Here is an 18,590-nt window from a genome sequence, read left to right as displayed (position 1 = left end):
GGCCGGTCTGTCGCCGTTCAACCGGGCCGCGTGTCAGTTCCGGCTGGGGAAGATGCCTTCCAGGGCGATCGAATAGTTGATCGCCAGCGTCGGCTGCAGGATCGAGATCGGCTGATTGCCGCCGTTCATGCCGCAGGTCTGTGGATGCAGCGCCACATTGGGGGCGGCCGGTGCGTAGATGTTCACCGTCACCGCGTCGCCGTTGCTCGGATCCGAACCGTTGGCGTCGGCGATGGACACGCCGGCGGTCGGCAGGTTCACGGTCGCAGCGGTGTTGTTCACCGAGATCGCGTGGTTGTGGGACGGCATGTTGTTGATGGTGATGCTCGTCGATTCCGTGCCGCTGACCTGACCGATGGTATAGGGCGACAGGCCGATGCCCTGGCCCATGCCGATCGGCAGGCGGCTCTGCAGGTTCGGCAGTTGGAACGTCGTCTGGCCGTTACCGCCGTAATTGGTGCCCAACAGGGCGAACAACGCCGAATTCTGCGAAATCGCGATCGTCTGGCCGTTGCACAGCGCCCATCCTCGCGGCGCGAAATTGAAGCCGAACGCCAGGATCGTCCCCATAAAAGCTTCCATAGACTCGCCCTCCCTTTATCGGGTTCGCGCAACGCGAAACCCCTTGCGGGCACAACCATGGCATAGGCTTTCAAAGGCGGCCAGACGCTATCGAACGTTGATATTGGTTCTCAGTCGGGCGGTCGCTTGCGCCGCCGCCGGCGGGAGATCGACGGCGAAACCCGCGGCGGCGAACAGGGCCAGGGAGGCGGTGTTCGAGGCGAAAATCAGCGCCGTGACATCCCGTCCCTTGGCCTGCGCCTCCTCCGCGACGGCGGCCAGAACCGCCGCGCCGACGCCGCGCCGGCGCCAGTCCGGGGCGGTGATGATCTCGACCACATGCAGGGCGCCGTCCAGCGGACCGGTCAGCAGGCTGCCGGCGCGGACTTCTCCGACCCAGGCCACGCGCCGTTCCAGATCCGGAAACCGCTGCGCCAGCATGGCGTCGCGGGACCGGACCTGCATGTCGATCAGCGGGCCGGGATCGAAGCCGCCCAGGGCTGCGATCAGATGCGCGCGCACCCATCCGTCGACGACGTCCGCGTCGGCGGCCGTTTCCGGACGCAGCTCAACCAGTGGAGAGTTTTCGGACGATGCCATCCCTCTAGATTGCAGACCTCGCGCGAACATGCACCATGTGCGTCGCAGCCGGAGCTCCAGATGATCCCCTCGTCCCTCGTTATTTTGACCGCCCCCCTGTTCAGGACCTTCGTCGGCCGGGACTGGCTGGTCGACACCCAGCCCGCGCCGGTCAAGATAAAGCTCGACGCCGTGGACGACCTGAAGGGCGGCATGCCCGGCGGCCGCGATCCCTTCATCCTGATCTTCAGCACGCCCTGGGACACCCTGCTGGTCGAGGGTCAGTATCTGATGCGCCCGGGCGATGACGCCGAGGCCGTCGAGGTTCACCTGATCCCGACGCAGACCGCCCCCGGGCCGCGCCGCCTGTACCACGCGGTCTTCAACTGAACCCTGGGGAAGTGGTGCCGCTTAGGTGACTCGAACACCTGACCCCCGCATTACGAATGCGATGCTCTACCAGCTGAGCTAAAGCGGCCTGCGACCGGTTCGGGGCGTTTCCGAACCGCGCGAGAGGCGCTCTTTATACGCGGGCCGCCGGATTGCCAAGCGCCAGCAGCACGGCGGCGTCGGTCGGTTCGCCCGCGGTGCGGATTTCGGCGAAACCGGCCGCCGCCAGAGGGGCTGCCGCGGCCGCCGAAATGGCCACCGCCAGCCGTCCCGCGCCGCCGTCACGGCCCAGGGCCCGGGCCACCGCCTTGGCCGCGCGAGGGGAGTGGGCCAGCACCGCTTCGAAATCCGCCGGCGCCTTGGCCCGGGTCTCCGTCGCCTCATAGACCGGCAGGATCACGGTCTCGACCGCCCGGTTCAGCAGGGCGTCCAGATCCCCGGCCGGCTCGCGCGCGCCCGGCACGAGCACCTGCCCGGTTGCTTCACTCGCGATCAGCCAGGCCAGGTCCGCCAGGGCCCCCGAGGCCGAGGTCACGGTCGTGAACCCCGCCTGCCGCGCCCGCTCGGCGGTGACATCGCCCACGGCGAACACGGGCAGGGATCGGTCGGGGGTCAGGTCGGCGAACACGGCCACGCCGTTCGGGCTGGTGAAGGCCAGGGCTGTGATTCCGCTCAGGTCGGGGGCCGGCTGGATGATGGGGCGGACGGCCAGAACCGGCGCGATCAGGGGGTCGAAGCCGCGGGCGGCCAACCGCGCCGCCGTCCGGGATGCGCCCGGCTCGGTGCGGGTCACCCAGATGCGGCGGAGGCCGGTCAGGTCTCGATCCTCTGGTCGCCGCCGGCGGCGTGGACCTCGGCCCCCAGCCGCAGGCCCAGCGCACGGGCCTGGTCCTGCGCATCGGCGGCGTGGACGTCGCCGATCTCGCCAGACCGCCGCCAGCGGACCGAGCCGTCCGGAGCCAGCATTTCGGTGGTCAGGCGCAGATGGCCTTCCCCGATCTCGGCATGGGCGCCGATCGCCGTGCGGCACGATCCTTCCAGCGCCGTCATCGCCCCGCGTTCGGCGGCCACGGCCAGGGCGGTCATGGGGTGGTTGAGGGCGGCCACCCAGGCCGCGCTTTCGCCCTCGCGCGTCTGCAGCGCCAGCGCGCCCTGGCCCGGGGCGGGCAGGAAGGCGTCCAGCGACAGCCGCTCGCGGATCACGTCCTCGAAGCCCAACCGGTTCAGCCCCGACACGGCCAGCAGTATGGCTTCGAACTCGCCTTCCGCCAGCTTGCGCAGCCGGGTGTCGACATTGCCGCGCAGCATTTCGATCTTCAGGTCCGGCCGCAGCGCCAGCGCCTGCGCCTGACGCCGCAGCGAGGCCGTGCCCAGCCGGGCGCCCGCGGGAAGGCTGTCGAAGCTCGCGAAGTCGGTGCTGACGAAGGCGTCGCGCGGGTCCTCGCGTTCAGGGACGGCGGCGATGCACAGGCCGCGCGGCTGTTCGGCGGGCACGTCCTTCATGGAATGGACGGCCACATCGACCCGGCCCTCCAGCAGGGCCTCCTCGATCTCCTTGGTGAACAGCGCCTTGCCGCCGATCTCCAGCAGGCGGCGGTCCTGCACCCGGTCGCCGGTGGTGAGGATCTCGACCAGCGGCACCGCCTCGGCCAGATCGGCGTCGGCCACCCCCATGGCTCGGCCTATGGCGCGCTGCATCATGCCCGACTGGGTGAGCGCCAGCTTGGATCGCCGGGTGCCGATGCGGATGGGAAAGGTCATGAGGCGTTGCGCGGGTCCGGCGGGGTCGCTACCTCGACCCCATGATGATGGCCGCCGACTATAGCAGCGAAAAGGGCCGGGCAACCGAAGCGCCCGACGCTGACCTGGTCGTGCTGGGTCTGGAGACCAGCTGCGACGAGACCGCGGCCTCGGTGGTGCGGCTGACCGGGGACGGCGCGGCCACGGTCCTGTCGTCGATCGTGCACAGCCAGATCGACGACCATGCGGCCTTCGGCGGCGTCGTGCCCGAGATCGCGGCGCGCAGCCATGTCGAGATGATCGACGGCGTCGCGCGTCGCGCGATGGCCGAGGCCGGGCTGGACTACGGCCAGCTGGACGGCGTCGCCGCCACGGCCGGGCCGGGCCTGGTCGGCGGAGTCATGGTGGGCCTGAGCTACGGCAAGGCCGTGGCCCTGGCCCGCGACCTGCCGCTGATCGCGGTCAACCATCTGGAGGGCCATGCGGTCTCCGCCCGGCTGGGCGAACCGGTGGCCTATCCCTTCCTGCTGCTGCTGGTCTCGGGCGGCCACTGCCAGCTGCTGGAGGTGCGCGGCGTCGGCGACATGACCCGGCTGGGCACGACCATCGACGATGCGGCGGGCGAGGCCTTCGACAAGATCGCGAAAGCGCTGGGGCTCGGCTACCCCGGCGGTCCGGCGCTGGAGAAATTGGCCGAGAGCGGCGACGGCGCCCGCTTCGATCTGCCGCGCGCCCTGCTGGGCCGCAAGGACTGCGATTTCTCCTTCTCGGGCCTGAAGACCGCCGCCTCGCGCCTGGCCGCGACCTGCGAGACCGACCAGGACAAGGCCGACCTCGCCGACGCCGTCCAGACCGCCATCGCCCGCCAGCTCGCCGAGCGCTCGGACCGGGCGCTGAAGGACTATGCGGACCTGCATGAACACCGCCTGTTCGTTGTCGCGGGCGGGGTGGCGGCCAACAGGACGATCCGGTCCACGCTCGAAGCGGTGGCGGCGAAGAACGGATTCGCCTTCCTCGCTCCGCCCATGGCCTACTGCACCGACAACGCGGCCATGATCGCCCTCGCCGGCGCGGAACGGCTGCGGAAGGGGCTGACCTCGGACATCGACACCGCCGCCCGGCCGCGCTGGCCGCTGGACGAACAGAAGGCCCTCGCCGATCCGGCCCACAAGCCGGGCCGCAAGGGCGCGAAGGCCTAGTTCAGGGCCAGCGTAGGGGCTTCGGTGATCGCATAGGCGATCGGGGGCGCCAGCGGCTTACCGCAAGGAACCTCGATGACCGCGTCGTTGTCGCGCCGGACCAGGCGGACCGGCTCGCTTGCGGCGCACCGCGCCTGCGCCGCCGCGAACGCCCCCGGCGCGGCGGTCAGCGGGTCGAACCCCTCGATCGTCTTTAGCGGAATCTCGCCGGTCAGCGGTCCGCACGCGCCTTCGTTGGCCAGCAGGACATAGCCCTCGCGGATGTAGAAGCCGGTGGAGCCGCCCGCCGTGCAGGCCTGGCCGTTCAGGTGCGAGAGGGTGGCGACGACGAGATTCTGGTCCGACGGCCGGTTCTCCCAGCGCACGCCGAAACCGGTCAGGCGCGCCTCGATCTCGGTCCAGCGGCTCTCGGCCGGGGCGTCGAACAGCAGGGCCGCCGCAGCCCCGGGGCCCAGCGCGGCCAGGAAGTCGGCCGGGCCGTATTCCGGCGTCCGATCCGCCCGGTCGATCAGGGTCTTCCAGACGTCGAACACCGACAGGGGCGCGCGGGAGACGCGGCGCAGGTCCATGTCGGCCAGCCACTGGATCACCACGCCGCAGTCGTAGACCGCCGAGCCCGAAGCCATCCGCTCGGCGGCGGATGGACGCGCTCCAACCCGCCGGCGGCAGGCGGTGAGGCGCTCCGACAGGCTCTCGCGCGCCTTCGCCTCCGTCATGCGGCCGGTGGTGACTGCGCCGATCAATGCCATGTATTCCGCTCCGCCCTCATGCAGCCAGGGCGTCCCCTCGGTGGGGCGAGCATGGTGGCTGTTCCAGAGATGGGCGGTCTCGTGGAAGGCGAAGGCGGCCACCGGCTCGAGCGCACCGGCGTCCGGCGCGGTCCAGGACGCACCGCTGAACCGGGCCGAGATGAGCCCGGTGTCGGTCACGTCGCCGCGGAAGCTCATCGGACCCGCGCCCTGGATCGTGGCGGAGAGGATTGGCGGCGTCGGCGGCGGCCCGAAGCGCGCGGAGAAGAAGCCGACGGCGTCATCGAAGGCGCCGAAGACCGTGTCGCGCAGCGCCGGCGGCAGGTCATCCGCCGCGATCGCCGAAGCACCGGAGGGCAGGCGCCGGATGGCCGAGGCCGGGCCGAGGTAGACATAGCCGTCGGCCCTGTCGGCGGGCGTCAGCACCCAGCCTTCGGGAGCGGTCGTGGCCAGGGACGGAGCCTGGGCCGCGCCCTTCAGCGCCGGGGCGTAGAGCACATAGCCCGCGCCGACCCGCGTCAGGGCGATATAGCCGCGCCCTTCCTCGGTGCTGTCGGGGCGCAGCAGGATCGAGAAGCCGGCGCCGGGCGTCGCGAGGGTCACGCCCGCGGCGTCCAGTTCGGTCCCCTCGCTTTCCGGACTCCAGTCGCTCCGCGCGACCCCGGGATCTGCGAACTCGAACCGCCCCGTCGGCGCCGTCAGCCGATAGTGGGCCGAGACCCCTTCCGGGGTCGGCGTCAGGGTCACGTCCTGGCTGAGAGCCGGCGGCGCAAGGAGCGCCATGACGCAGGCGGCCATGGCGCCGAGTCCCGCTGCATGACGTTTCCGCATCCCGATCCCTTGCGCCCGCCTGTCCATTCGCCAGATCTGGCAGGGCGCGGGGGACCGGGCAAATGAAGCTTTGGCCATCCGGAACGCGGTCGCGGCTTGGCAATTGGAGACCTCTCGTCCCATAGAGGGCGTTGAATACATACGGTGGGCTTTATGGAATTTCGCACCGCAGGGGTGATCGGCGCCGGCGCCTGGGGCACCGCCCTGGCCCAGGTCGCGGGTTGGGCCGGGCTGGACGTGTTGCTGCAGGCGCGCGAACCGGACGTGGTCGAGAGCATCCGCGAGCGCCGGATCAACGAGGCCTTCCTGCCGGGCGTGACCCTGGACGACCATATCTCCGTCACGACCGAACTGGCCGACCTGTCGTCCTGCGACGTCATTCTCGCCGTGCCGCCCGCCCAGCACATGCGTTCGACCCTGGCCGCCTTCGCCGCCCACCATCGGCCCGGCGTGCCGATCGTGCTCTGCTCCAAGGGCATCGAGCGCGGCTCGCTGAAGCTGATGACCGACGTCCTGGCCGAGACCATTCCCTCCGCCCCGGCCGCCGTCCTGTCGGGCCCCAGCTTCGCGGGCGAGGTCGCGCGCGGCCTGCCCAGCGCCGTCACCCTGGCCTGCGCCGACGAGGCGCTTGGCGAGGAGCTGATGCTGACCCTGTCGGCCCCGGGCTTCCGCCCCTATCTGGCGACCGACCTGATCGGCGCCGAGGTCGGCGGAGCGATCAAGAACGTGCTGGCCATCGCCTGCGGCATGAGTGAGGGCAAGGGGCTGGGCCGCAGCGCCCACGCCGCCATCATCACCAGGGGCTTCGCCGAGATGACCCGCCTGGGCGTGGCGCTGGGGGGGCAGGCCGAGACGGTCGCGGGCCTGTGCGGCCTCGGGGACCTGGTCCTGACCTGCTCCAGCCCGCAGTCGCGCAACATGAGCCTGGGCCTCGCCCTGGGGCAGGGCCAGACCGTGGAACAGGCGCTGGCCGGCAAGCGGTCGGTCGCCGAGGGCTATGAGTCGGCCCCCGCCGTGCGCGAACTGGCGACGAAGATGGGCGTCGACATGCCCATTTCACTCGCCGTCGCCGCCCTGCTGAACGGTGAGACCACGGTGGACGAGGTCATCGACAACCTGCTGTCCCGTCCGCTCAAGGTCGAGCGCGACTAGTGACGGACGCTTCCCAAGCCGAACGCAAGCGGGTCTGGACGACGCCGCCGAATGTGGCCCTCTGCGCCGAGGCCGACATCGCCGACCCGGGCTCGCGCGCCTTTGTGCTGCAGATCGGCGAGGCCTTCTTCCACGGCTTCGTGGTGCGCAAGGACGGCCAGGTCGCGGGCTATGTCGACCGTTGTCCCCACCAGGGTTTCCCGCTGGCGATCGAGCTGGACCGTTATCTGACGCCGGACGGCTCCCTGATCCTGTGCGGCTGGCACGGGGCGGTGTTCGAGCCCCTGACCGGCGAATGCACCGGCGGTCCGTGCGCGGGCGGGCGGCTGACGCCGTGGCCGGTTCAGGCGACGAACGGGATCATCCGGACGGCCTAGGCGCGCAGCAGGTACAGGCCGAAGCCGATAAACGGCCGGCCGAACTCCAGCACCATCTTCACCCGATCGGCGGCGGCCTGCACGGTCGCGGCCTCGGGCGCGTCCGGATGGGCCGCCAGCCAGTCCCGCGCCGCCGTGTCGGCCGCCGCCGCATAGGCGTCGAACACGGCCCGCGGCGAGATTTCGGACCAGACTGTCTCGAACCCGGCCGCCTGGGCTGCGTATTTCCAGCCTGCATCATCCGTGTACTGATTGGTTGCCTCCGCGATCTGGCGCAACGGCGCGGGCGGTTCGGCGATCCACGCCAGATCGCCCCACAGCAGCCATCCGCCGGGCTTGAGCCGGGACTTCAGAAAGGCGAAGCCGGCCTCGGGCGTCGGCCGGCCTTCGCCGTTGACGTTGGTGGTTCCCAGGGCGGTGATCAGGTCGAGCGGGGGCAGGTTCGCCAGCACATCCGCCGCCGCGCCGACGGCCAGATGGACCCGGTCATCCAGCCCGGCGGCGGCGATCCGCTCCCGCGCCAGACCGGCCATCACCGGGTCATACTCGATCGCCGTGACGTCCAGACCGAAGGCCTGCGCCATTCGGATCGCCACTCCGGCGTTCCCGGTCCCGACGTCGGCCGCCGAGGCGCCGGGCGACAGTCCGGCCCGAGCCAATGCGCCCTCGACGGACGCCATGGTCACGCCGTTGCAGACCTCCAGCGCCTCATAGGCGATGCGATTGTAGCTGGTGCTCATCAGGCCGTTGTGTCGCGGAGAGGGGGGGCGGGCAAGGGCTCACTTTCTGGCGCAAACGAAGTACTTTACATTTCAAAGCTGATCATCTACACCGGCTTCATCGCAACCGGACTTCCTCCCCATGACCGCCGCCGTCCTCGCCCCGTCCCCCGATCAGGTTTCGCCGACGCTCGCCGTCGCCGCCGGGCGCGTGCTGGCCCTCGCCGGGACCGCCTTCGGCCTAGCCAACCTGTTCCAGTACGGCGTCCAGAGCGGCCTGCTGCATCTTCACCCCGCGGTCCTTTCGCTGAGCTGGCCGATCACGGTGGGCGTCTTCCTGTTCGCCCTGGCCCGCCTGCGCCGCATCGGCGGGGACAACGGGCGCCGCGCCGCCGTCTGGTCCCGTTTCGGCATCGCCGCCATGATCGGCGCGGCCCTGATCCTGCTGGCCGTCTCCTTCGTCCGGCAGGACTTCACCACCATGTTCTGGATTACGCCCGTCGGCATCGGCCTCTACGCCGTCGCCTGGACCACGGCCGCCGTTCGCGGCCGCCGCGGCTGGATGATGGCCCCGGCGCTCGGCGCCGTCTGCGCTGTCGGCGGCGCGGTCTCGGTACTGGGAACGCCCCAGCAGTATCTCGTCTACGCCGTCGCTCTGTTCGCCTTCGTCCTCATCCCCGGCGCCTGGCTGGCGTCCGGCCGCAAGGCCTGAAAGAAATGACCCTCATGACCGACTCAGACAACGCCCCCGCCGACATCGCCTGGCTGCGCCAGCTGGCTGAGGAGAACGGGACCGGCCCGATGCGCGGGGCCTCGATCCTGCTGGCCGCCGGCCTGATCTACGGCGTCACCAGCCTGGTTCACTGGGCCCATATGACCGGGCTGATCCTGCCGCAGTACGCCGCCGCCGGGATCGAGTGGCTTATCGCCACCGGCGTCTTCCTCGTGGTCTGCTTCACCATCAGCATCCGTCTGCACCGGGCCGGGGGCGTCCGCACCGGCGCCCAGCGCGCCATCGGCACGGTCTGGTCGGCGGTCGGCTGGGGCATCTTCGCCCTCTTCGCCTCCATGACCATGGTCAGCGTCCGCCTGGGGGCGGATCAGAACGGGATGATCTTCTGGCTGGTGCCGTCGATCGTCATGGTCTTCTACGGCATGGGCTGGGCCGTCACGGCCGCCATGCTGAAGTCCCGCCCGCTGCTGGTGCTGGCGGTCGGCTCCTTCCTGTCCGCCCCGCTGATGGGCCTCTTCGCCGGTTCGGCCGCGATCTATCTCGCCTACGCCGCCGCCCTGTTCCTGCTGATGGCCCTGCCGGGCTTCCTGCTGATGCGCCAGTCGAAGTCGGCCTGATCCATGGCTGACGAGTTCGACATCAACCGGATCGACGACGTCATCCATGGACGGGTCCGGCTGGGCATCATGGCGGTGTTGGCCGGGGTCGACAGTGCCGACTTCAACACCCTGAAGACCCGGCTGCAGACGACGGACGGCAATCTGTCCGTCCACCTGCGAAAGCTTGAGGACGCCGGCTTCGTCGCGGTCAACAAACGGTTCGAGGGGCGCAAGCCCCTGACCGAAGCCTCGATGACGCCCGCCGGACGCAAGGCCTTCGTGGCCTATCTCGACACCATGCAGGGCCTTGTCGGGAAGGCGTGACGCGACCCGTGTCAGGGGCTAGACGGGACGGATGACGGACCGCATCCACCGCTTCGACGCCCTCGACAATTTCCGGGACTATGGCGACTACGACACCGCCGCGGGCCGCCGGATCGCCACCGGCCGCCTGTTTCGCTCGGCCCATCAGGCGCGGGTCTCGGACGCGGACCTGGAGCGGCTGGGCGGTCTCGGCATCGGCACGATCGTCGATCTACGCCGCCCCGGCGAGCGCCGGGACCAGCCCTCGAAGCGGCCGGCCGGCTGGACCGGTCAGGTGCTGGACAGCGATCTCGGTCCCGACGGCGAGGCCCCGCACATCACCTTCCTGAAGACCTCGGACCTGACGATCGATGCGGGCCGGACCTTCATGACCGGCGTCTACCGCACCCTGCCGTACGAACCCGCCCACCTGGACCTGTTCGCCCGCTATTTCAGGGCGCTCGGCGAGGGTGACGGCGCGGTCCTGATCCACTGCGCGGCGGGCAAGGATCGCACCGGCACGCTGGCGGCCCTGACCCACCACCTGCTCGGCGTCCATCACGACGACCTGATCGCCGACTATATGCTGACCAACACCGCCGTGGATCTGGAAGGCATGGCCCCCAAGGTGGCGCGTCAGCTGGAGAAGGTGACGGGCCGGGCTCCCGCCCATGACGCCGTCATCGCCTTCCTCGGCGTCGAGCCGGTCTATCTGGAGACCGCCTTCGCCGGGATCGAGGACCGGCACGGTTCGCTCGACGCCTATCTGGAACAGGCGCTTGGCGTGGATTCGGCCCTGCGCGACCGTATCGGCGAGCGGCTGTCGGCGTGACCTTCCGGGCCGTCGAGCGGCGACCCCTGCCGTGGCGAGAGCCCCTCGCCGCCGCCGCCGGACTGCGCCATCGTGATGGGGCGCTGGCCCTGCTGTCCGACGGCGGGCCGTTGGGGCGTTGGTCCTTCGTCGCCGCCGATCCGGACCGGGTGGTGATCGAACCGGTCGAAACCGGGCTGGACCGCCTGCGTGATCCGGACTTCGCCGACGGCGCGGTCGGCTTGCTGGCCTATGACGCCGGGGCCCGGCCGGCGACCGGGCCCCGCCCCTCGATCTGGCCCGACCTGATGCTGGCCCGCTATCCGTCGATGCTGGTCTTCGATCATCGGGACCGCACGGTCCTCGCCGTCGGGCGTGGCGCGGACGTCGAGGCCGCCAGGGCCGCCGCCGGGGTCGCCCAGGGCTGGTTCGCCGCCGCCGCCGAGCCGGTCACCCCGCCGCCGCCCGCCGCCCGTCTGAACCCCGAGGCCCCGTCCACCGCCTATGAGGCCGCGGTCGCCGCCGTCGTCGCCCGTATCGCCGCGGGGGACCTGTTCCAGGCCAATATCGCCCGGGCCTGGACCGGCGCGCTGCATTCCGACGCCGATCCGTTCGACGTGCTGTTGCGGCTGGCCAACCGCGCCTCGGCCTACGGCGCCTTCTGGCGGCTGGGCGATCGGGCGATCGTCTCCAACTCGCCGGAACTGTTCCTGACGCTGGACGGCGACCGCATCGAGACCCGGCCGATCAAGGGCACCCGTCCACGTGATCCGGACCCCGCCCGCGACGCCGCTCTCGCCGACGACCTGCAGGCCAGCGCCAAGGATCGGGCCGAGAATCTGATGATCGTCGATCTGATGCGTAACGACCTGGCCCGGGCGGCCGTGCCCGGCTCGGTCGCGGTGGAAAGGCTGTTCGAGGTCGAACGGCTGGCCACGGTGCATCACCTCGTCTCGACGGTGACGGCGCGGGCGCGACCGGGTGTCGGGCCCGCCGACCTGCTGGAGGCGACCTTCCCGCCCGGCTCCATCACCGGCGCGCCCAAGCATCAGGCCATGAAGGTCATCGCGGGCCACGAACCGCCGCGTGGTCCCTGGTGCGGCAGTCTGTTCCACATCGCGGACGGAAGGATGACGGCCTCGGTGCTGATCCGCACCGCGGCGTTCGAGCGGATGTCGGGAGAGTGGCGGTTCCGCACCCTGGCCGGGGCGGGCATCGTCGCCGACAGCGATCCCGCCGCCGAACTGGCCGAGACCGAAGCCAAGATCCGCGCCCTGCGCGAGGCTCTGACGGGCGACTAGCAGTCCGAGCAGAGCGTCTTGTCGCTGACGCGCGGGCGCAGATAGTAGGTGTGCGAGAATTTGGTGATGTTCGGCATCAGATAATCGGCGGGCGAGTCATAGTCGTAGGTCGCCTCGGAGATGATCAGGCTCTGACCGTCGGTCAGCAGGTCCGAAGGAATGGTCACCTGGTCGCCCTTGAGCAGCGCGGTCATGCCGTCGCCCCGGCTCCAGTCGACCTTCACCAGGTTTCCGGTCCGCGTGACGCTGGTGACGCGCTGCTTCAGCGCCGTCGTCGAGAACGGCTTCATGATCAGGGAGCCGATCTTGAAGATGTCGGTCACATTGGCCTTGGTGACGGTCTCTTCCTGCGCGATCAGGTCGGCGACCGCGGCGGAGACGTGGCCCATCCGCTTCTGGGCCATGTAGCCCTGACAGAATTCGGACAGGCCCAGATAGAAGGCGATCAGCACGGGCGCCAGCAGGGCGAACTCCACCGCCGAAATGCCCCGCTCGTCGCCGGCCAGTCGTCTGAACAGGGACCGGGTCATGCGGGTTCGTTCCGGAAGGCGGTGGTCGCGGTCATCCGCACGGTGCCGTCCTTCAGCCGCGACAGGCCCTGGGCCATGAAGGTGGTCAGCAGGGGCACCTTGTACCAGGAGCGCACCAGCACCAGGTCGCCGGGCTGGCCGTTCGCATAGGTCAGGCCGGATTCGCTGAAGGTCCCGCCGGCCATGGGATCCGGCGGCATGGTGTTGAACTGGGGAATGACCCGCACGTCCACGGTCAGCCGGTCGGGGCAGTCGGCGGCGAAGATGCTCATCCGCGCACAGACGCCCGACTTGAACACGGCGGCGGTCATGCCCGAGTCCTTGGCCTGACCGGTGCGGATCAGGCGGCCCTGTTCGATGGTGGCGTTCTCCAGCACGGAGTCAGTGACGAACACCAGGCCCAGTTCGAGGATGGCGAACATCATCAGGCAGAAGGGGAGGGCGACCATGGCGAACTCGACCGCCGCCGAGCCTTCGCGGGCGCGCGACGGTCCACGCCGTGAACGGCGGGCCGGCTCCGTTCCGGAAGATCTGATCTCCGCCACCGGGCCTTAAGGCGTCGGAGCTTCGGCGGTGGAACCCGAGGTCCCGCGCACCGAGGGCGAGCACGAACTGGCGCAGGCCATTTCCGTGGCCTGACCGCCGCGCCACACGCGCACCCGGCCGCCGCCGTCGCCCGAGGTGACGACCACCTGGCTCTGGAAGACGGTGCGGCCGATCGGATCGACGGCGATGACCTCGGTCACGCCGTATCCCTTGCCCGTAATATAGAGGGTGTTGGAATCGACCACGGTCACGTCGGCGATCTGGGGGTTGCCGACGATGACCGAGCCGGCCGCGCCGCGCAGTTGCACCCGCCGCGCCTGATCGATCTCGACATTCAGGCTGGCGGACTGGGCCGCGACGATCGCCGGCGCGGCCAGGACGGCGGCGGCGGCGACGACAGCGGCGAGGCGGATCGGGTGGATCATGGCGACGTCTTCCAATGAACGGGCGCGCGCGTGAGCGTGAGCCGGACAGTGCGTCGGCAATCCTCAAGAAAGTCTGAAATGACGCCCGGAGAGGCGCTGAAACGCCCGCCCCGTCCATCTTCAGCAAACGTCGTCGGAGTTTTTTAGAGTAAATCCGACAGTAACCAAGAGCGAAGACCGGGCCTTAACCGATATGGGCGATAACCATCCTGCGTTTTGGGGGTCAAGCGGGCTGCCGGCTCCCCCCTCGTCAGTTAGCTCGCAACACCTCTATCCAAAAGGATCCAAGCCATGACCAAGTTCGTTTCGAAGTTCATGTCCGACGAGTCGGGCGCCACCGCCATCGAGTATGGCCTGATCGCCGCCCTGATCGCCGTCGTGATCATTTCGGCCGTGACCGCCCTGGGCACGACCATCAAGACCAAGTTCAACGCCGTCGTGACCGGCATGGGCGGAACCGCCGGCGCCTAAGGCCCGACGCAACGTCTTGAAACCGGCGAAGGGCCGGGGCGGAAACGCCCCGGCCCTTCTGCTGTCGCAAAGGCTTCGGGCGGCTCATTCAGGTAAACGCGTCAGTAAACATGTTCGTACGCGCAGGCTTAATGCGGCTCGTACATCATATTCTCAGTACAAGGGGGCGGACGGGAAACCGGCTTCCCCGGCTGCAACCAGTCGACCCCGCAGGGGAAGGGAAATCCGATGACCAAGTTCGTTTCGAAATTCATGTCCGACGAGTCGGGCGCCACCGCCATCGAGTACGGCCTGATCGCCGCCCTGATCGCCGTCGTGATCATCTCGGCCGTGACCGCCCTGGGTACGACCATCAAGACCAAGTTCAACTCGGTCGTGACCGGCATGGGCGGAACCGCCGGCGCCTAAGGCCCGACCCAACGTCTTGAAACCGGCGAGGGGCCGGGGTGGAAACGCCCCGGCCCTTTTGCTTGTTCAAAGGTCCGCTGATTGCTGTGTACGGTAAACGACACAGTAAACACTTTTGTATGCTCAAGCTTAACCTGAGCCGTACAGTCTTTCCCTCGTTCAGGGGGCAAGGCGGGCGACCGGCTTTCCCCGACTGCCTCAACAGTCGATCCCAAGCGGGAAAAGGGAAAATCCGATGACCAAGTTCGTTTCGAAGTTCATGTCCGACGAGTCGGGCGCTACCGCGATCGAGTACGGCCTGATCGCCGCCCTCATCGCTGTTGTGATCATTTCGGCCGTGACCGCCCTGGGCACGACCATCAAGACCAAGTTCAACGATGTCGTGACCGGCATGGGCGGCACCGCCGGCGCCTAACCCGCGCTTCGGGACTGCAAGACGGGGGGCCGGAGCGGGAACGCTCCGGCCCTTTCGTTTGGGAAACGCGGTCTTAACCGCGTCGGTGGCACAAGACGGGACATGGATATCGTCTCCCTGATCCTTCTCAGCGTCATGCCCGCGCTCGTCATCGTGGCGGGTCTGAAGGACCTGACCACCATGCGGATCCCGAATTGGATCTCGCTGCTGCTGATCGTCTTCTTCTTTCCGGCGGCCCTGGCCGTCGGCCTGCCGCTGACAACCCTGGCGATCCACATCGGCGTGGCTTTCGCCGCCCTGCTGGTCGGCGCCGGCATGTTCGCCCTGCGCTGGATCGGCGGCGGGGACGCCAAACTGATGGCCGCGGCCTGCCTGTGGCTGGGTCTGGAGGGATCGGGCATGTTCCTGCTGTGGACCGGGGTGATGGGCGGTCTGTTCTGCCTGGCCCTGCTGTTCGCCCGCTTCCACTCGCGCCCCTATCTGGCCGGCGCACCCGGCTGGGTTGTCAGCCTGATGGAGCCCAAGGGCGACATTCCGTATGGCGTCGCCATCGCCGCGGGAGCCCTTCTCGCCTATCCGGCCTCGACCCTGATGGCGCTTTTCAGCGCGGGTTAAGCCGGCCTGGGGGCGACTTAGGTCCGCGTTAACCCGCACCCGGCATGGTCGTTAACGGTAGGGGGCCGAAGGACCGATTCACGCGTCCGGGAAGGCCCGCCGGAGACCGTCGATGAAGCCTGCCCGTATCATCGTGATCTGCATCGCCGCCGTGGCCGCCATCGGCCTGGCGCTGGTGGTTCGCGCCATGGGCTCGCCCTCGGGGCAGCCTGCCGCCGTCGCCACCGCCGCGCCCGTCGAGTCCCGGCCGATGGCCAAGGTCCTGGTCGCCGCCAAGGACCTCCAGCCCGGCCAGCGCCTGGCCGAGGGCGACATGGAATGGAAGGACTGGCCGGTCGACGAGGTCAATCCGGTCTTCATCACCGACGGCACGGTGCCGATCCCCGCGGCGGCCACGGCCGCCCCGGCCCAGCCGGCCGAGGACGACAAGCCCGCGGGCGCGGTCGCCTCGGTGACCCGCGCCGCGACCAACCTGGCCACCGGCGGCGCCAAGGCTGACTACATCGGCTCTGTCGTTCGCGAACCCATTCTGGCGGGCGAGCCCATCGTCATGCGCAAGATCGTCCGTGCGGGCGACAGCGGCTACATGGCCGCCTATCTGGAGCCCGGCATGCGCGCCATGGCCATCCGGGTGACGGTCGAGACCGCCGCCGGCGGCTTCATCCTTCCGGGCGACCGCGTCGACGTGGTCCTGACCCGCGAGACCAATCTGGCGAACGCCGGCGCGGCCGAGGGCGACCGCGCGAAATTCACTTCGGCCACCGTGATGCAGAACATCAAGGTCCTGGCCATCGACCAGTCGACTCGCGCCGGGGATGACGAACAGGCCGTGATCGGCGCCACCGCGACGCTCGAGGTCGGCCCCCGCGACGCCGAGGCCCTGGCCCTGGCCAAGTCGGAAGGCGAGCTGAGCCTGGTCCTGCGCTCCTATGCCGACACCGCCGGCCCATCCGGCCGCGTCGCCGCTCCGGCCCGGCAGTCCGCCGCGGTGCGCGTCTACCGCGGCGGCGCTCCTGAAGTTGTGGTGGTCCAATGAAACGCCCGATGAAGCATCTTGCCGCCATCGCCCTCGCGGGTCTCACGGTCGTCGCCACCGCGCCGACCCCGTCGGCCTGGGCCCAGAGCCGGGCCGCCGTCGCCATGGGGTCGCAGTCGCAGCTGATCAGCCTGCCGCGCGGGTCGTCCATGGCGGTCGATTTGCCTGCCGACGCCCGCGACGTAATCGTGCCCAACCCCCTGGTCGCCGAAGCCATGCTGCACTCGCCGCGCCGCATCACCATCATCGGCCTGCAGCCGGGCGAGACCGACGCGGTGGTGCTGGACAGCGCCGGCCGGACCATCCTATCGCTGCGCGTTCGCGTCGATGCGGGGACCTCGGCCCTTCAGGACACGCTGAACCGGGTCATGCCGAACGCCAACGTCCACGCCGAGGCGGTCAACGACAGCGTCATTCTAACCGGCACCGTCTACAGCCCCGGCGAGGCGGACCGCGCCAGCCAGGTGGCCCGCGCCTTCGTGTCCGCGCCCGAGAAGGTCATCAACATGATGACCATCGCCGGTTCCGACCAGGTCATGGTCCGTGCCCGGATCGTCGAGGTCCAGCGCACCGCCATCAAGCAGCTGGGCTTTGACGCCACGGCCGTTCTGGCCAGTGTCGGCAACGGTCTGTCGCTGACCCAGGGCGCGACCTTCGCGGTCAACGGCAACCAGCTGGGCGGCGGCATCATCCGCTACCAGGACGGCGCCGGCGACGGCTCCAGCGTGAACACCGCCCTGCGCGCCTTCGAACGCGCCGGCCTGGTGCGCATCCTGGCCGAGCCGAACATCACCACCGCCAACGGCGAGGCCGCCGAATTCCTGGCCGGTGGTGAATTCCCGGTCCCGGTGGGCCAGGAAACCACCGAGAGCTCGACCAAGATCACCGTCCAGTTCAAGCCGTACGGCGTGCGTCTGGCCGTGCGCCCCATCGTCCTGTCGGCGGGCCGCATCTCGCTTCAGCTGTCGACCGAAGTCTCCGAGCTGACCCAGGTCGGCGCCTTCACCTTGGGGGCCGGTGCGGATCGCACCCTGGTCATTCCGGGCCTGAACGTGCGCCGGGCGTCGAACACGGTCGAACTGCCCTCCGGCGGGTCGCTGATGATCGCCGGCCTGCTGCGCGAGGACACCCGCCAGAACATCGACTCCCTGCCGGCGCTCGGCGATCTGCCGGTGCTGGGCGCCCTGTTCCGGTCGCGCGACTACATCTCCGGCGAGACAGAGCTGGTCATCATCATCGAGGCCTACATCGTCTCGCCGACCGGCGCCGGGACCATGCAGACGCCCGCTGACGGCCTCCAGGTCGCCAACGACGCCCAGACCCTGCTGTTCGGCCAGTTGGACCAGCACTATGCGCCCCGTGGCGGGGCCGTGGTCGCCGCCGGAGCCGGCTGGTCCGGTCCGGTCGGCTATGTGATCGAATGAGGGTCTCCGTGATGCGCTCCCTGTTCCTGTCCCTGTCGGCCGCCGCCCTGCTGGCCGGCTGCGCCTCGACCGGCGGCGTCGATACGACGCCGATGAATCCGCTGTCGCGCTATTCGCTGCGTGTCGAGCCCGGCCTCGACCGCATCGCCCTGGCGGTGCACGAGGAGGGCCTGTCGCAGACCCAGATGGGCGCCCTGAACGACCTGGCGGCCCGCTACGCCGCGACCGGCATGGGCCGCGTGCGGGTGCAGGCTCCGTCCGGCGACGACCCCGTCGCGTCGCGCCAGGCCTGGGCCGTCCGCTCGGCGCTCGAGGCCGCGGGTGTCCCGGGCCAGAACATCGAGGTTCTCGGCTACGACGCGCCGGATCCCCGGGCGCCCGTTCTGGCCGGTTTCGAGACCGTTCGTGCGGTGATCCCGAACTGCGCCGCCGAGCCGCGCAACATGGGCGGCCGCTTCTCGAACGCGTCGTCGATAGGGCTGGGCTGCGCCATCAACGCCAACATCGCCGCCCAGATCGCCGATCCGCGCGACATCCTGGGCGCCCGCGCCATGACCCCGACCGATCCGGGCCGCGCCGCCATCGTGTTCGACAAGTACCGCAAGGGCGAAATGGCTTCGGCGCCGCAGGAAACCCTGGTCGAGGGCGCGATCGCCCAGGCCGTGGAATAAACCCC

Annotated in this window: 25 protein-coding genes and 1 tRNA gene; 16 read left to right on the top strand and 10 right to left on the bottom strand. The window is 69.7% G+C overall.

Annotated features, from left to right (window positions below; genetic code table 11):
• Positions 1–33: 33 nt before the first annotated feature.
• Positions 34–582, bottom strand: coding sequence for a phage tail protein (locus AC3WRV_RS00405; RefSeq protein WP_492311738.1), 549 nt, complete (start codon positions 580–582; stop codon positions 34–36).
• Between the two features lie 87 nt (positions 583–669).
• Positions 670–1,161 (bottom strand): GNAT family N-acetyltransferase, encoded by a 492-nt coding sequence (locus AC3WRV_RS00400; protein WP_492311737.1) that lies wholly within the window; start codon positions 1,159–1,161, stop codon positions 670–672.
• Positions 1,162–1,221: 60 nt separating this feature from the next.
• Here AC3WRV_RS00400 and AC3WRV_RS00395 point away from each other — a divergent pair, with 60 nt between their 5' ends.
• Positions 1,222–1,530 (top strand): DUF6916 family protein, encoded by a 309-nt coding sequence (locus tag AC3WRV_RS00395; protein WP_492311736.1) that lies wholly within the window; start codon positions 1,222–1,224, stop codon positions 1,528–1,530.
• A gap of 12 nt (positions 1,531–1,542) precedes the next feature.
• On the opposite strand, the gene AC3WRV_RS00390 is transcribed toward AC3WRV_RS00395, so the two are convergent.
• The 3 genes from AC3WRV_RS00390 to hemC form a co-directional block, all read right to left on the bottom strand.
• Positions 1,543–1,618: transfer RNA gene (locus AC3WRV_RS00390), tRNA-Thr, on the bottom strand.
• Between the two features lie 45 nt (positions 1,619–1,663).
• Positions 1,664–2,323 carry a uroporphyrinogen-III synthase gene (locus tag AC3WRV_RS00385; protein WP_492311735.1) on the bottom strand — a complete coding sequence of 220 codons (660 nt, stop codon included), beginning with the start codon at positions 2,321–2,323 and terminating at the stop codon, positions 1,664–1,666.
• Positions 2,324–2,343: 20 nt separating this feature from the next.
• Positions 2,344–3,291 carry a hydroxymethylbilane synthase gene (gene hemC, locus AC3WRV_RS00380; RefSeq protein ID WP_492311734.1) on the bottom strand — a complete coding sequence of 316 codons (948 nt, stop codon included), beginning with the start codon at positions 3,289–3,291 and terminating at the stop codon, positions 2,344–2,346.
• 47 nt (positions 3,292–3,338) lie between these two features.
• Between hemC and tsaD the strand changes: the two genes are divergently transcribed.
• Positions 3,339–4,469 (top strand): tRNA (adenosine(37)-N6)-threonylcarbamoyltransferase complex transferase subunit TsaD, encoded by a 1,131-nt coding sequence (gene tsaD, locus AC3WRV_RS00375; protein ID WP_492311733.1) that lies wholly within the window; start codon positions 3,339–3,341, stop codon positions 4,467–4,469.
• Here tsaD and AC3WRV_RS00370 read toward each other — a convergent pair.
• Entirely contained in the window at positions 4,466–6,016 is a 1,551-nt protein-coding gene (locus AC3WRV_RS00370) for a hypothetical protein (RefSeq protein ID WP_492311732.1), read from the bottom strand. The genes tsaD and AC3WRV_RS00370 overlap by 4 nt on opposite strands.
• 186 nt (positions 6,017–6,202) lie before the next feature.
• Between AC3WRV_RS00370 and AC3WRV_RS00365 the strand changes: the two genes are divergently transcribed.
• Positions 6,203–7,201, top strand: a complete 999-nt coding sequence (locus AC3WRV_RS00365) for an NAD(P)H-dependent glycerol-3-phosphate dehydrogenase (RefSeq protein ID WP_492311731.1) — start codon at positions 6,203–6,205, stop codon at positions 7,199–7,201.
• Positions 7,201–7,578 (top strand): Rieske (2Fe-2S) protein, encoded by a 378-nt coding sequence (locus AC3WRV_RS00360; RefSeq protein ID WP_492311730.1) that lies wholly within the window; start codon positions 7,201–7,203, stop codon positions 7,576–7,578. Before AC3WRV_RS00365 ends, AC3WRV_RS00360 begins: the two co-directional genes overlap by 1 nt.
• On the opposite strand, the gene AC3WRV_RS00355 is transcribed toward AC3WRV_RS00360, so the two are convergent.
• Positions 7,575–8,318 carry an SAM-dependent methyltransferase gene (locus tag AC3WRV_RS00355; RefSeq protein ID WP_492311729.1) on the bottom strand — a complete coding sequence of 248 codons (744 nt, stop codon included), beginning with the start codon at positions 8,316–8,318 and terminating at the stop codon, positions 7,575–7,577. The genes AC3WRV_RS00360 and AC3WRV_RS00355 overlap by 4 nt on opposite strands.
• Before the next feature lie 121 nt (positions 8,319–8,439).
• Here AC3WRV_RS00355 and AC3WRV_RS00350 point away from each other — a divergent pair, with 121 nt between their 5' ends.
• Genes AC3WRV_RS00350 through AC3WRV_RS00330 form a run of 5 tightly spaced genes read left to right on the top strand, consistent with a single transcriptional unit; the run spans position 8,440 to position 12,044 of the window.
• Positions 8,440–9,009: a hypothetical protein gene (locus AC3WRV_RS00350; protein WP_492311728.1), complete on the top strand. Its 570-nt coding sequence runs from the start codon at positions 8,440–8,442 to the stop codon at positions 9,007–9,009.
• A gap of 14 nt (positions 9,010–9,023) precedes the next feature.
• On the top strand, positions 9,024–9,647 hold the full coding sequence (locus AC3WRV_RS00345) for a hypothetical protein (RefSeq protein ID WP_291833175.1): 624 nt from the start codon (positions 9,024–9,026) through the stop codon (positions 9,645–9,647).
• 3 nt (positions 9,648–9,650) lie between these two features.
• Positions 9,651–9,953 carry a winged helix-turn-helix domain-containing protein gene (locus tag AC3WRV_RS00340; protein ID WP_291833178.1) on the top strand — a complete coding sequence of 101 codons (303 nt, stop codon included), beginning with the start codon at positions 9,651–9,653 and terminating at the stop codon, positions 9,951–9,953.
• A gap of 31 nt (positions 9,954–9,984) precedes the next feature.
• On the top strand, positions 9,985–10,764 hold the full coding sequence (locus AC3WRV_RS00335) for a tyrosine-protein phosphatase (RefSeq protein WP_291833181.1): 780 nt from the start codon (positions 9,985–9,987) through the stop codon (positions 10,762–10,764).
• Positions 10,761–12,044 (top strand): anthranilate synthase component I family protein, encoded by a 1,284-nt coding sequence (locus AC3WRV_RS00330; RefSeq protein WP_492311727.1) that lies wholly within the window; start codon positions 10,761–10,763, stop codon positions 12,042–12,044. Before AC3WRV_RS00335 ends, AC3WRV_RS00330 begins: the two co-directional genes overlap by 4 nt.
• Here the strand turns inward: AC3WRV_RS00330 and AC3WRV_RS00325 are convergent.
• The 3 genes from AC3WRV_RS00325 to AC3WRV_RS00315 are packed head-to-tail and all read right to left on the bottom strand — an operon-like array spanning position 12,041 to position 13,545.
• On the bottom strand, positions 12,041–12,574 hold the full coding sequence (locus tag AC3WRV_RS00325) for a TadE/TadG family type IV pilus assembly protein (RefSeq protein WP_492311726.1): 534 nt from the start codon (positions 12,572–12,574) through the stop codon (positions 12,041–12,043). The two genes, AC3WRV_RS00330 and AC3WRV_RS00325, sit on opposite strands and share 4 nt — an antisense overlap.
• The gene (locus AC3WRV_RS00320) at positions 12,571–13,119 is read right to left on the bottom strand and encodes a TadE/TadG family type IV pilus assembly protein (protein ID WP_492311725.1); all 549 of its coding nucleotides are present in this window, start codon (positions 13,117–13,119) and stop codon (positions 12,571–12,573) included. Before AC3WRV_RS00320 ends, AC3WRV_RS00325 begins: the two co-directional genes overlap by 4 nt.
• Positions 13,120–13,125: 6 nt before the next feature.
• Positions 13,126–13,545: a pilus assembly protein N-terminal domain-containing protein gene (locus AC3WRV_RS00315; RefSeq protein ID WP_291833192.1), complete on the bottom strand. Its 420-nt coding sequence runs from the start codon at positions 13,543–13,545 to the stop codon at positions 13,126–13,128.
• 291 nt (positions 13,546–13,836) lie between these two features.
• On the opposite strand from AC3WRV_RS00315, the gene AC3WRV_RS00310 reads away from it, so the two are divergent.
• From AC3WRV_RS00310 to AC3WRV_RS00280, 7 genes are all read left to right on the top strand, one after another.
• Positions 13,837–14,016, top strand: coding sequence for a Flp family type IVb pilin (locus AC3WRV_RS00310; RefSeq protein WP_291833195.1), 180 nt, complete (start codon positions 13,837–13,839; stop codon positions 14,014–14,016).
• Positions 14,017–14,244: 228 nt separating this feature from the next.
• Positions 14,245–14,424 (top strand): Flp family type IVb pilin, encoded by a 180-nt coding sequence (locus tag AC3WRV_RS00305; RefSeq protein ID WP_291833198.1) that lies wholly within the window; start codon positions 14,245–14,247, stop codon positions 14,422–14,424.
• 235 nt (positions 14,425–14,659) lie between these two features.
• Positions 14,660–14,839, top strand: coding sequence for a Flp family type IVb pilin (locus AC3WRV_RS00300; protein WP_291833203.1), 180 nt, complete (start codon positions 14,660–14,662; stop codon positions 14,837–14,839).
• Positions 14,840–14,941: 102 nt separating this feature from the next.
• Positions 14,942–15,454, top strand: a complete 513-nt coding sequence (locus tag AC3WRV_RS00295; RefSeq protein WP_291833205.1) for an A24 family peptidase — start codon at positions 14,942–14,944, stop codon at positions 15,452–15,454.
• A 112-nt stretch (positions 15,455–15,566) separates the two neighbouring features.
• Complete coding sequence (cpaB, locus tag AC3WRV_RS00290; RefSeq protein WP_492311724.1) at positions 15,567–16,490, top strand: Flp pilus assembly protein CpaB; 924 nt, start codon at positions 15,567–15,569, stop codon at positions 16,488–16,490.
• Positions 16,491–16,498: 8 nt separating this feature from the next.
• The gene (locus tag AC3WRV_RS00285) at positions 16,499–17,914 is read left to right on the top strand and encodes a type II and III secretion system protein family protein (protein ID WP_492311723.1); all 1,416 of its coding nucleotides are present in this window, start codon (positions 16,499–16,501) and stop codon (positions 17,912–17,914) included.
• Between the two features lie 11 nt (positions 17,915–17,925).
• Positions 17,926–18,585: a CpaD family pilus assembly protein gene (locus AC3WRV_RS00280; protein ID WP_492312705.1), complete on the top strand. Its 660-nt coding sequence runs from the start codon at positions 17,926–17,928 to the stop codon at positions 18,583–18,585.
• The last annotated feature ends 5 nt before the right edge of the window (positions 18,586–18,590 follow it).

Source organism: Brevundimonas sp. EU05-FHT14B11 (genome assembly GCF_058790835.1).
The sequence above is the reverse complement of the archived record's forward strand: the minus strand, read 5'-3'. Positions and strand labels throughout refer to the sequence as shown.

Excerpts from the sequence above, each read along its gene's own strand:
- AC3WRV_RS00355 (WP_492311729.1), bottom strand. The coding sequence starts at position 8,318 with ATGAGCACCAGCTACAATCGCATCGCCTATGAGGCGCTGGAGGTCTGC.
- AC3WRV_RS00405 (WP_492311738.1), bottom strand. The coding sequence starts at position 582 with ATGGAAGCTTTTATGGGGACGATCCTGGCGTTCGGCTTCAATTTCGCG.
- AC3WRV_RS00280 (WP_492312705.1), top strand. The coding sequence starts at position 17,926 with ATGCGCTCCCTGTTCCTGTCCCTGTCGGCCGCCGCCCTGCTGGCCGGC.
- AC3WRV_RS00365 (WP_492311731.1), top strand. The coding sequence starts at position 6,203 with ATGGAATTTCGCACCGCAGGGGTGATCGGCGCCGGCGCCTGGGGCACC.
- AC3WRV_RS00315 (WP_291833192.1), bottom strand. The coding sequence starts at position 13,545 with ATGATCCACCCGATCCGCCTCGCCGCTGTCGTCGCCGCCGCCGCCGTC.
- AC3WRV_RS00395 (WP_492311736.1), top strand. The coding sequence starts at position 1,222 with ATGATCCCCTCGTCCCTCGTTATTTTGACCGCCCCCCTGTTCAGGACC.
- hemC (WP_492311734.1), bottom strand. The coding sequence starts at position 3,291 with ATGACCTTTCCCATCCGCATCGGCACCCGGCGATCCAAGCTGGCGCTC.
- AC3WRV_RS00370 (WP_492311732.1), bottom strand. The coding sequence starts at position 6,016 with ATGGCCGCCTGCGTCATGGCGCTCCTTGCGCCGCCGGCTCTCAGCCAG.
- AC3WRV_RS00350 (WP_492311728.1), top strand. The coding sequence starts at position 8,440 with ATGACCGCCGCCGTCCTCGCCCCGTCCCCCGATCAGGTTTCGCCGACG.
- AC3WRV_RS00305 (WP_291833198.1), top strand. The coding sequence starts at position 14,245 with ATGACCAAGTTCGTTTCGAAATTCATGTCCGACGAGTCGGGCGCCACC.
- AC3WRV_RS00295 (WP_291833205.1), top strand. The coding sequence starts at position 14,942 with ATGGATATCGTCTCCCTGATCCTTCTCAGCGTCATGCCCGCGCTCGTC.
- AC3WRV_RS00285 (WP_492311723.1), top strand. The coding sequence starts at position 16,499 with ATGAAGCATCTTGCCGCCATCGCCCTCGCGGGTCTCACGGTCGTCGCC.
- AC3WRV_RS00345 (WP_291833175.1), top strand. The coding sequence starts at position 9,024 with ATGACCGACTCAGACAACGCCCCCGCCGACATCGCCTGGCTGCGCCAG.
- AC3WRV_RS00325 (WP_492311726.1), bottom strand. The coding sequence starts at position 12,574 with ATGACCCGGTCCCTGTTCAGACGACTGGCCGGCGACGAGCGGGGCATT.
- AC3WRV_RS00400 (WP_492311737.1), bottom strand. The coding sequence starts at position 1,161 with ATGGCATCGTCCGAAAACTCTCCACTGGTTGAGCTGCGTCCGGAAACG.
- AC3WRV_RS00300 (WP_291833203.1), top strand. The coding sequence starts at position 14,660 with ATGACCAAGTTCGTTTCGAAGTTCATGTCCGACGAGTCGGGCGCTACC.
- AC3WRV_RS00335 (WP_291833181.1), top strand. The coding sequence starts at position 9,985 with ATGACGGACCGCATCCACCGCTTCGACGCCCTCGACAATTTCCGGGAC.
- cpaB (WP_492311724.1), top strand. The coding sequence starts at position 15,567 with ATGAAGCCTGCCCGTATCATCGTGATCTGCATCGCCGCCGTGGCCGCC.
- tsaD (WP_492311733.1), top strand. The coding sequence starts at position 3,339 with ATGGCCGCCGACTATAGCAGCGAAAAGGGCCGGGCAACCGAAGCGCCC.
- AC3WRV_RS00310 (WP_291833195.1), top strand. The coding sequence starts at position 13,837 with ATGACCAAGTTCGTTTCGAAGTTCATGTCCGACGAGTCGGGCGCCACC.
- AC3WRV_RS00340 (WP_291833178.1), top strand. The coding sequence starts at position 9,651 with ATGGCTGACGAGTTCGACATCAACCGGATCGACGACGTCATCCATGGA.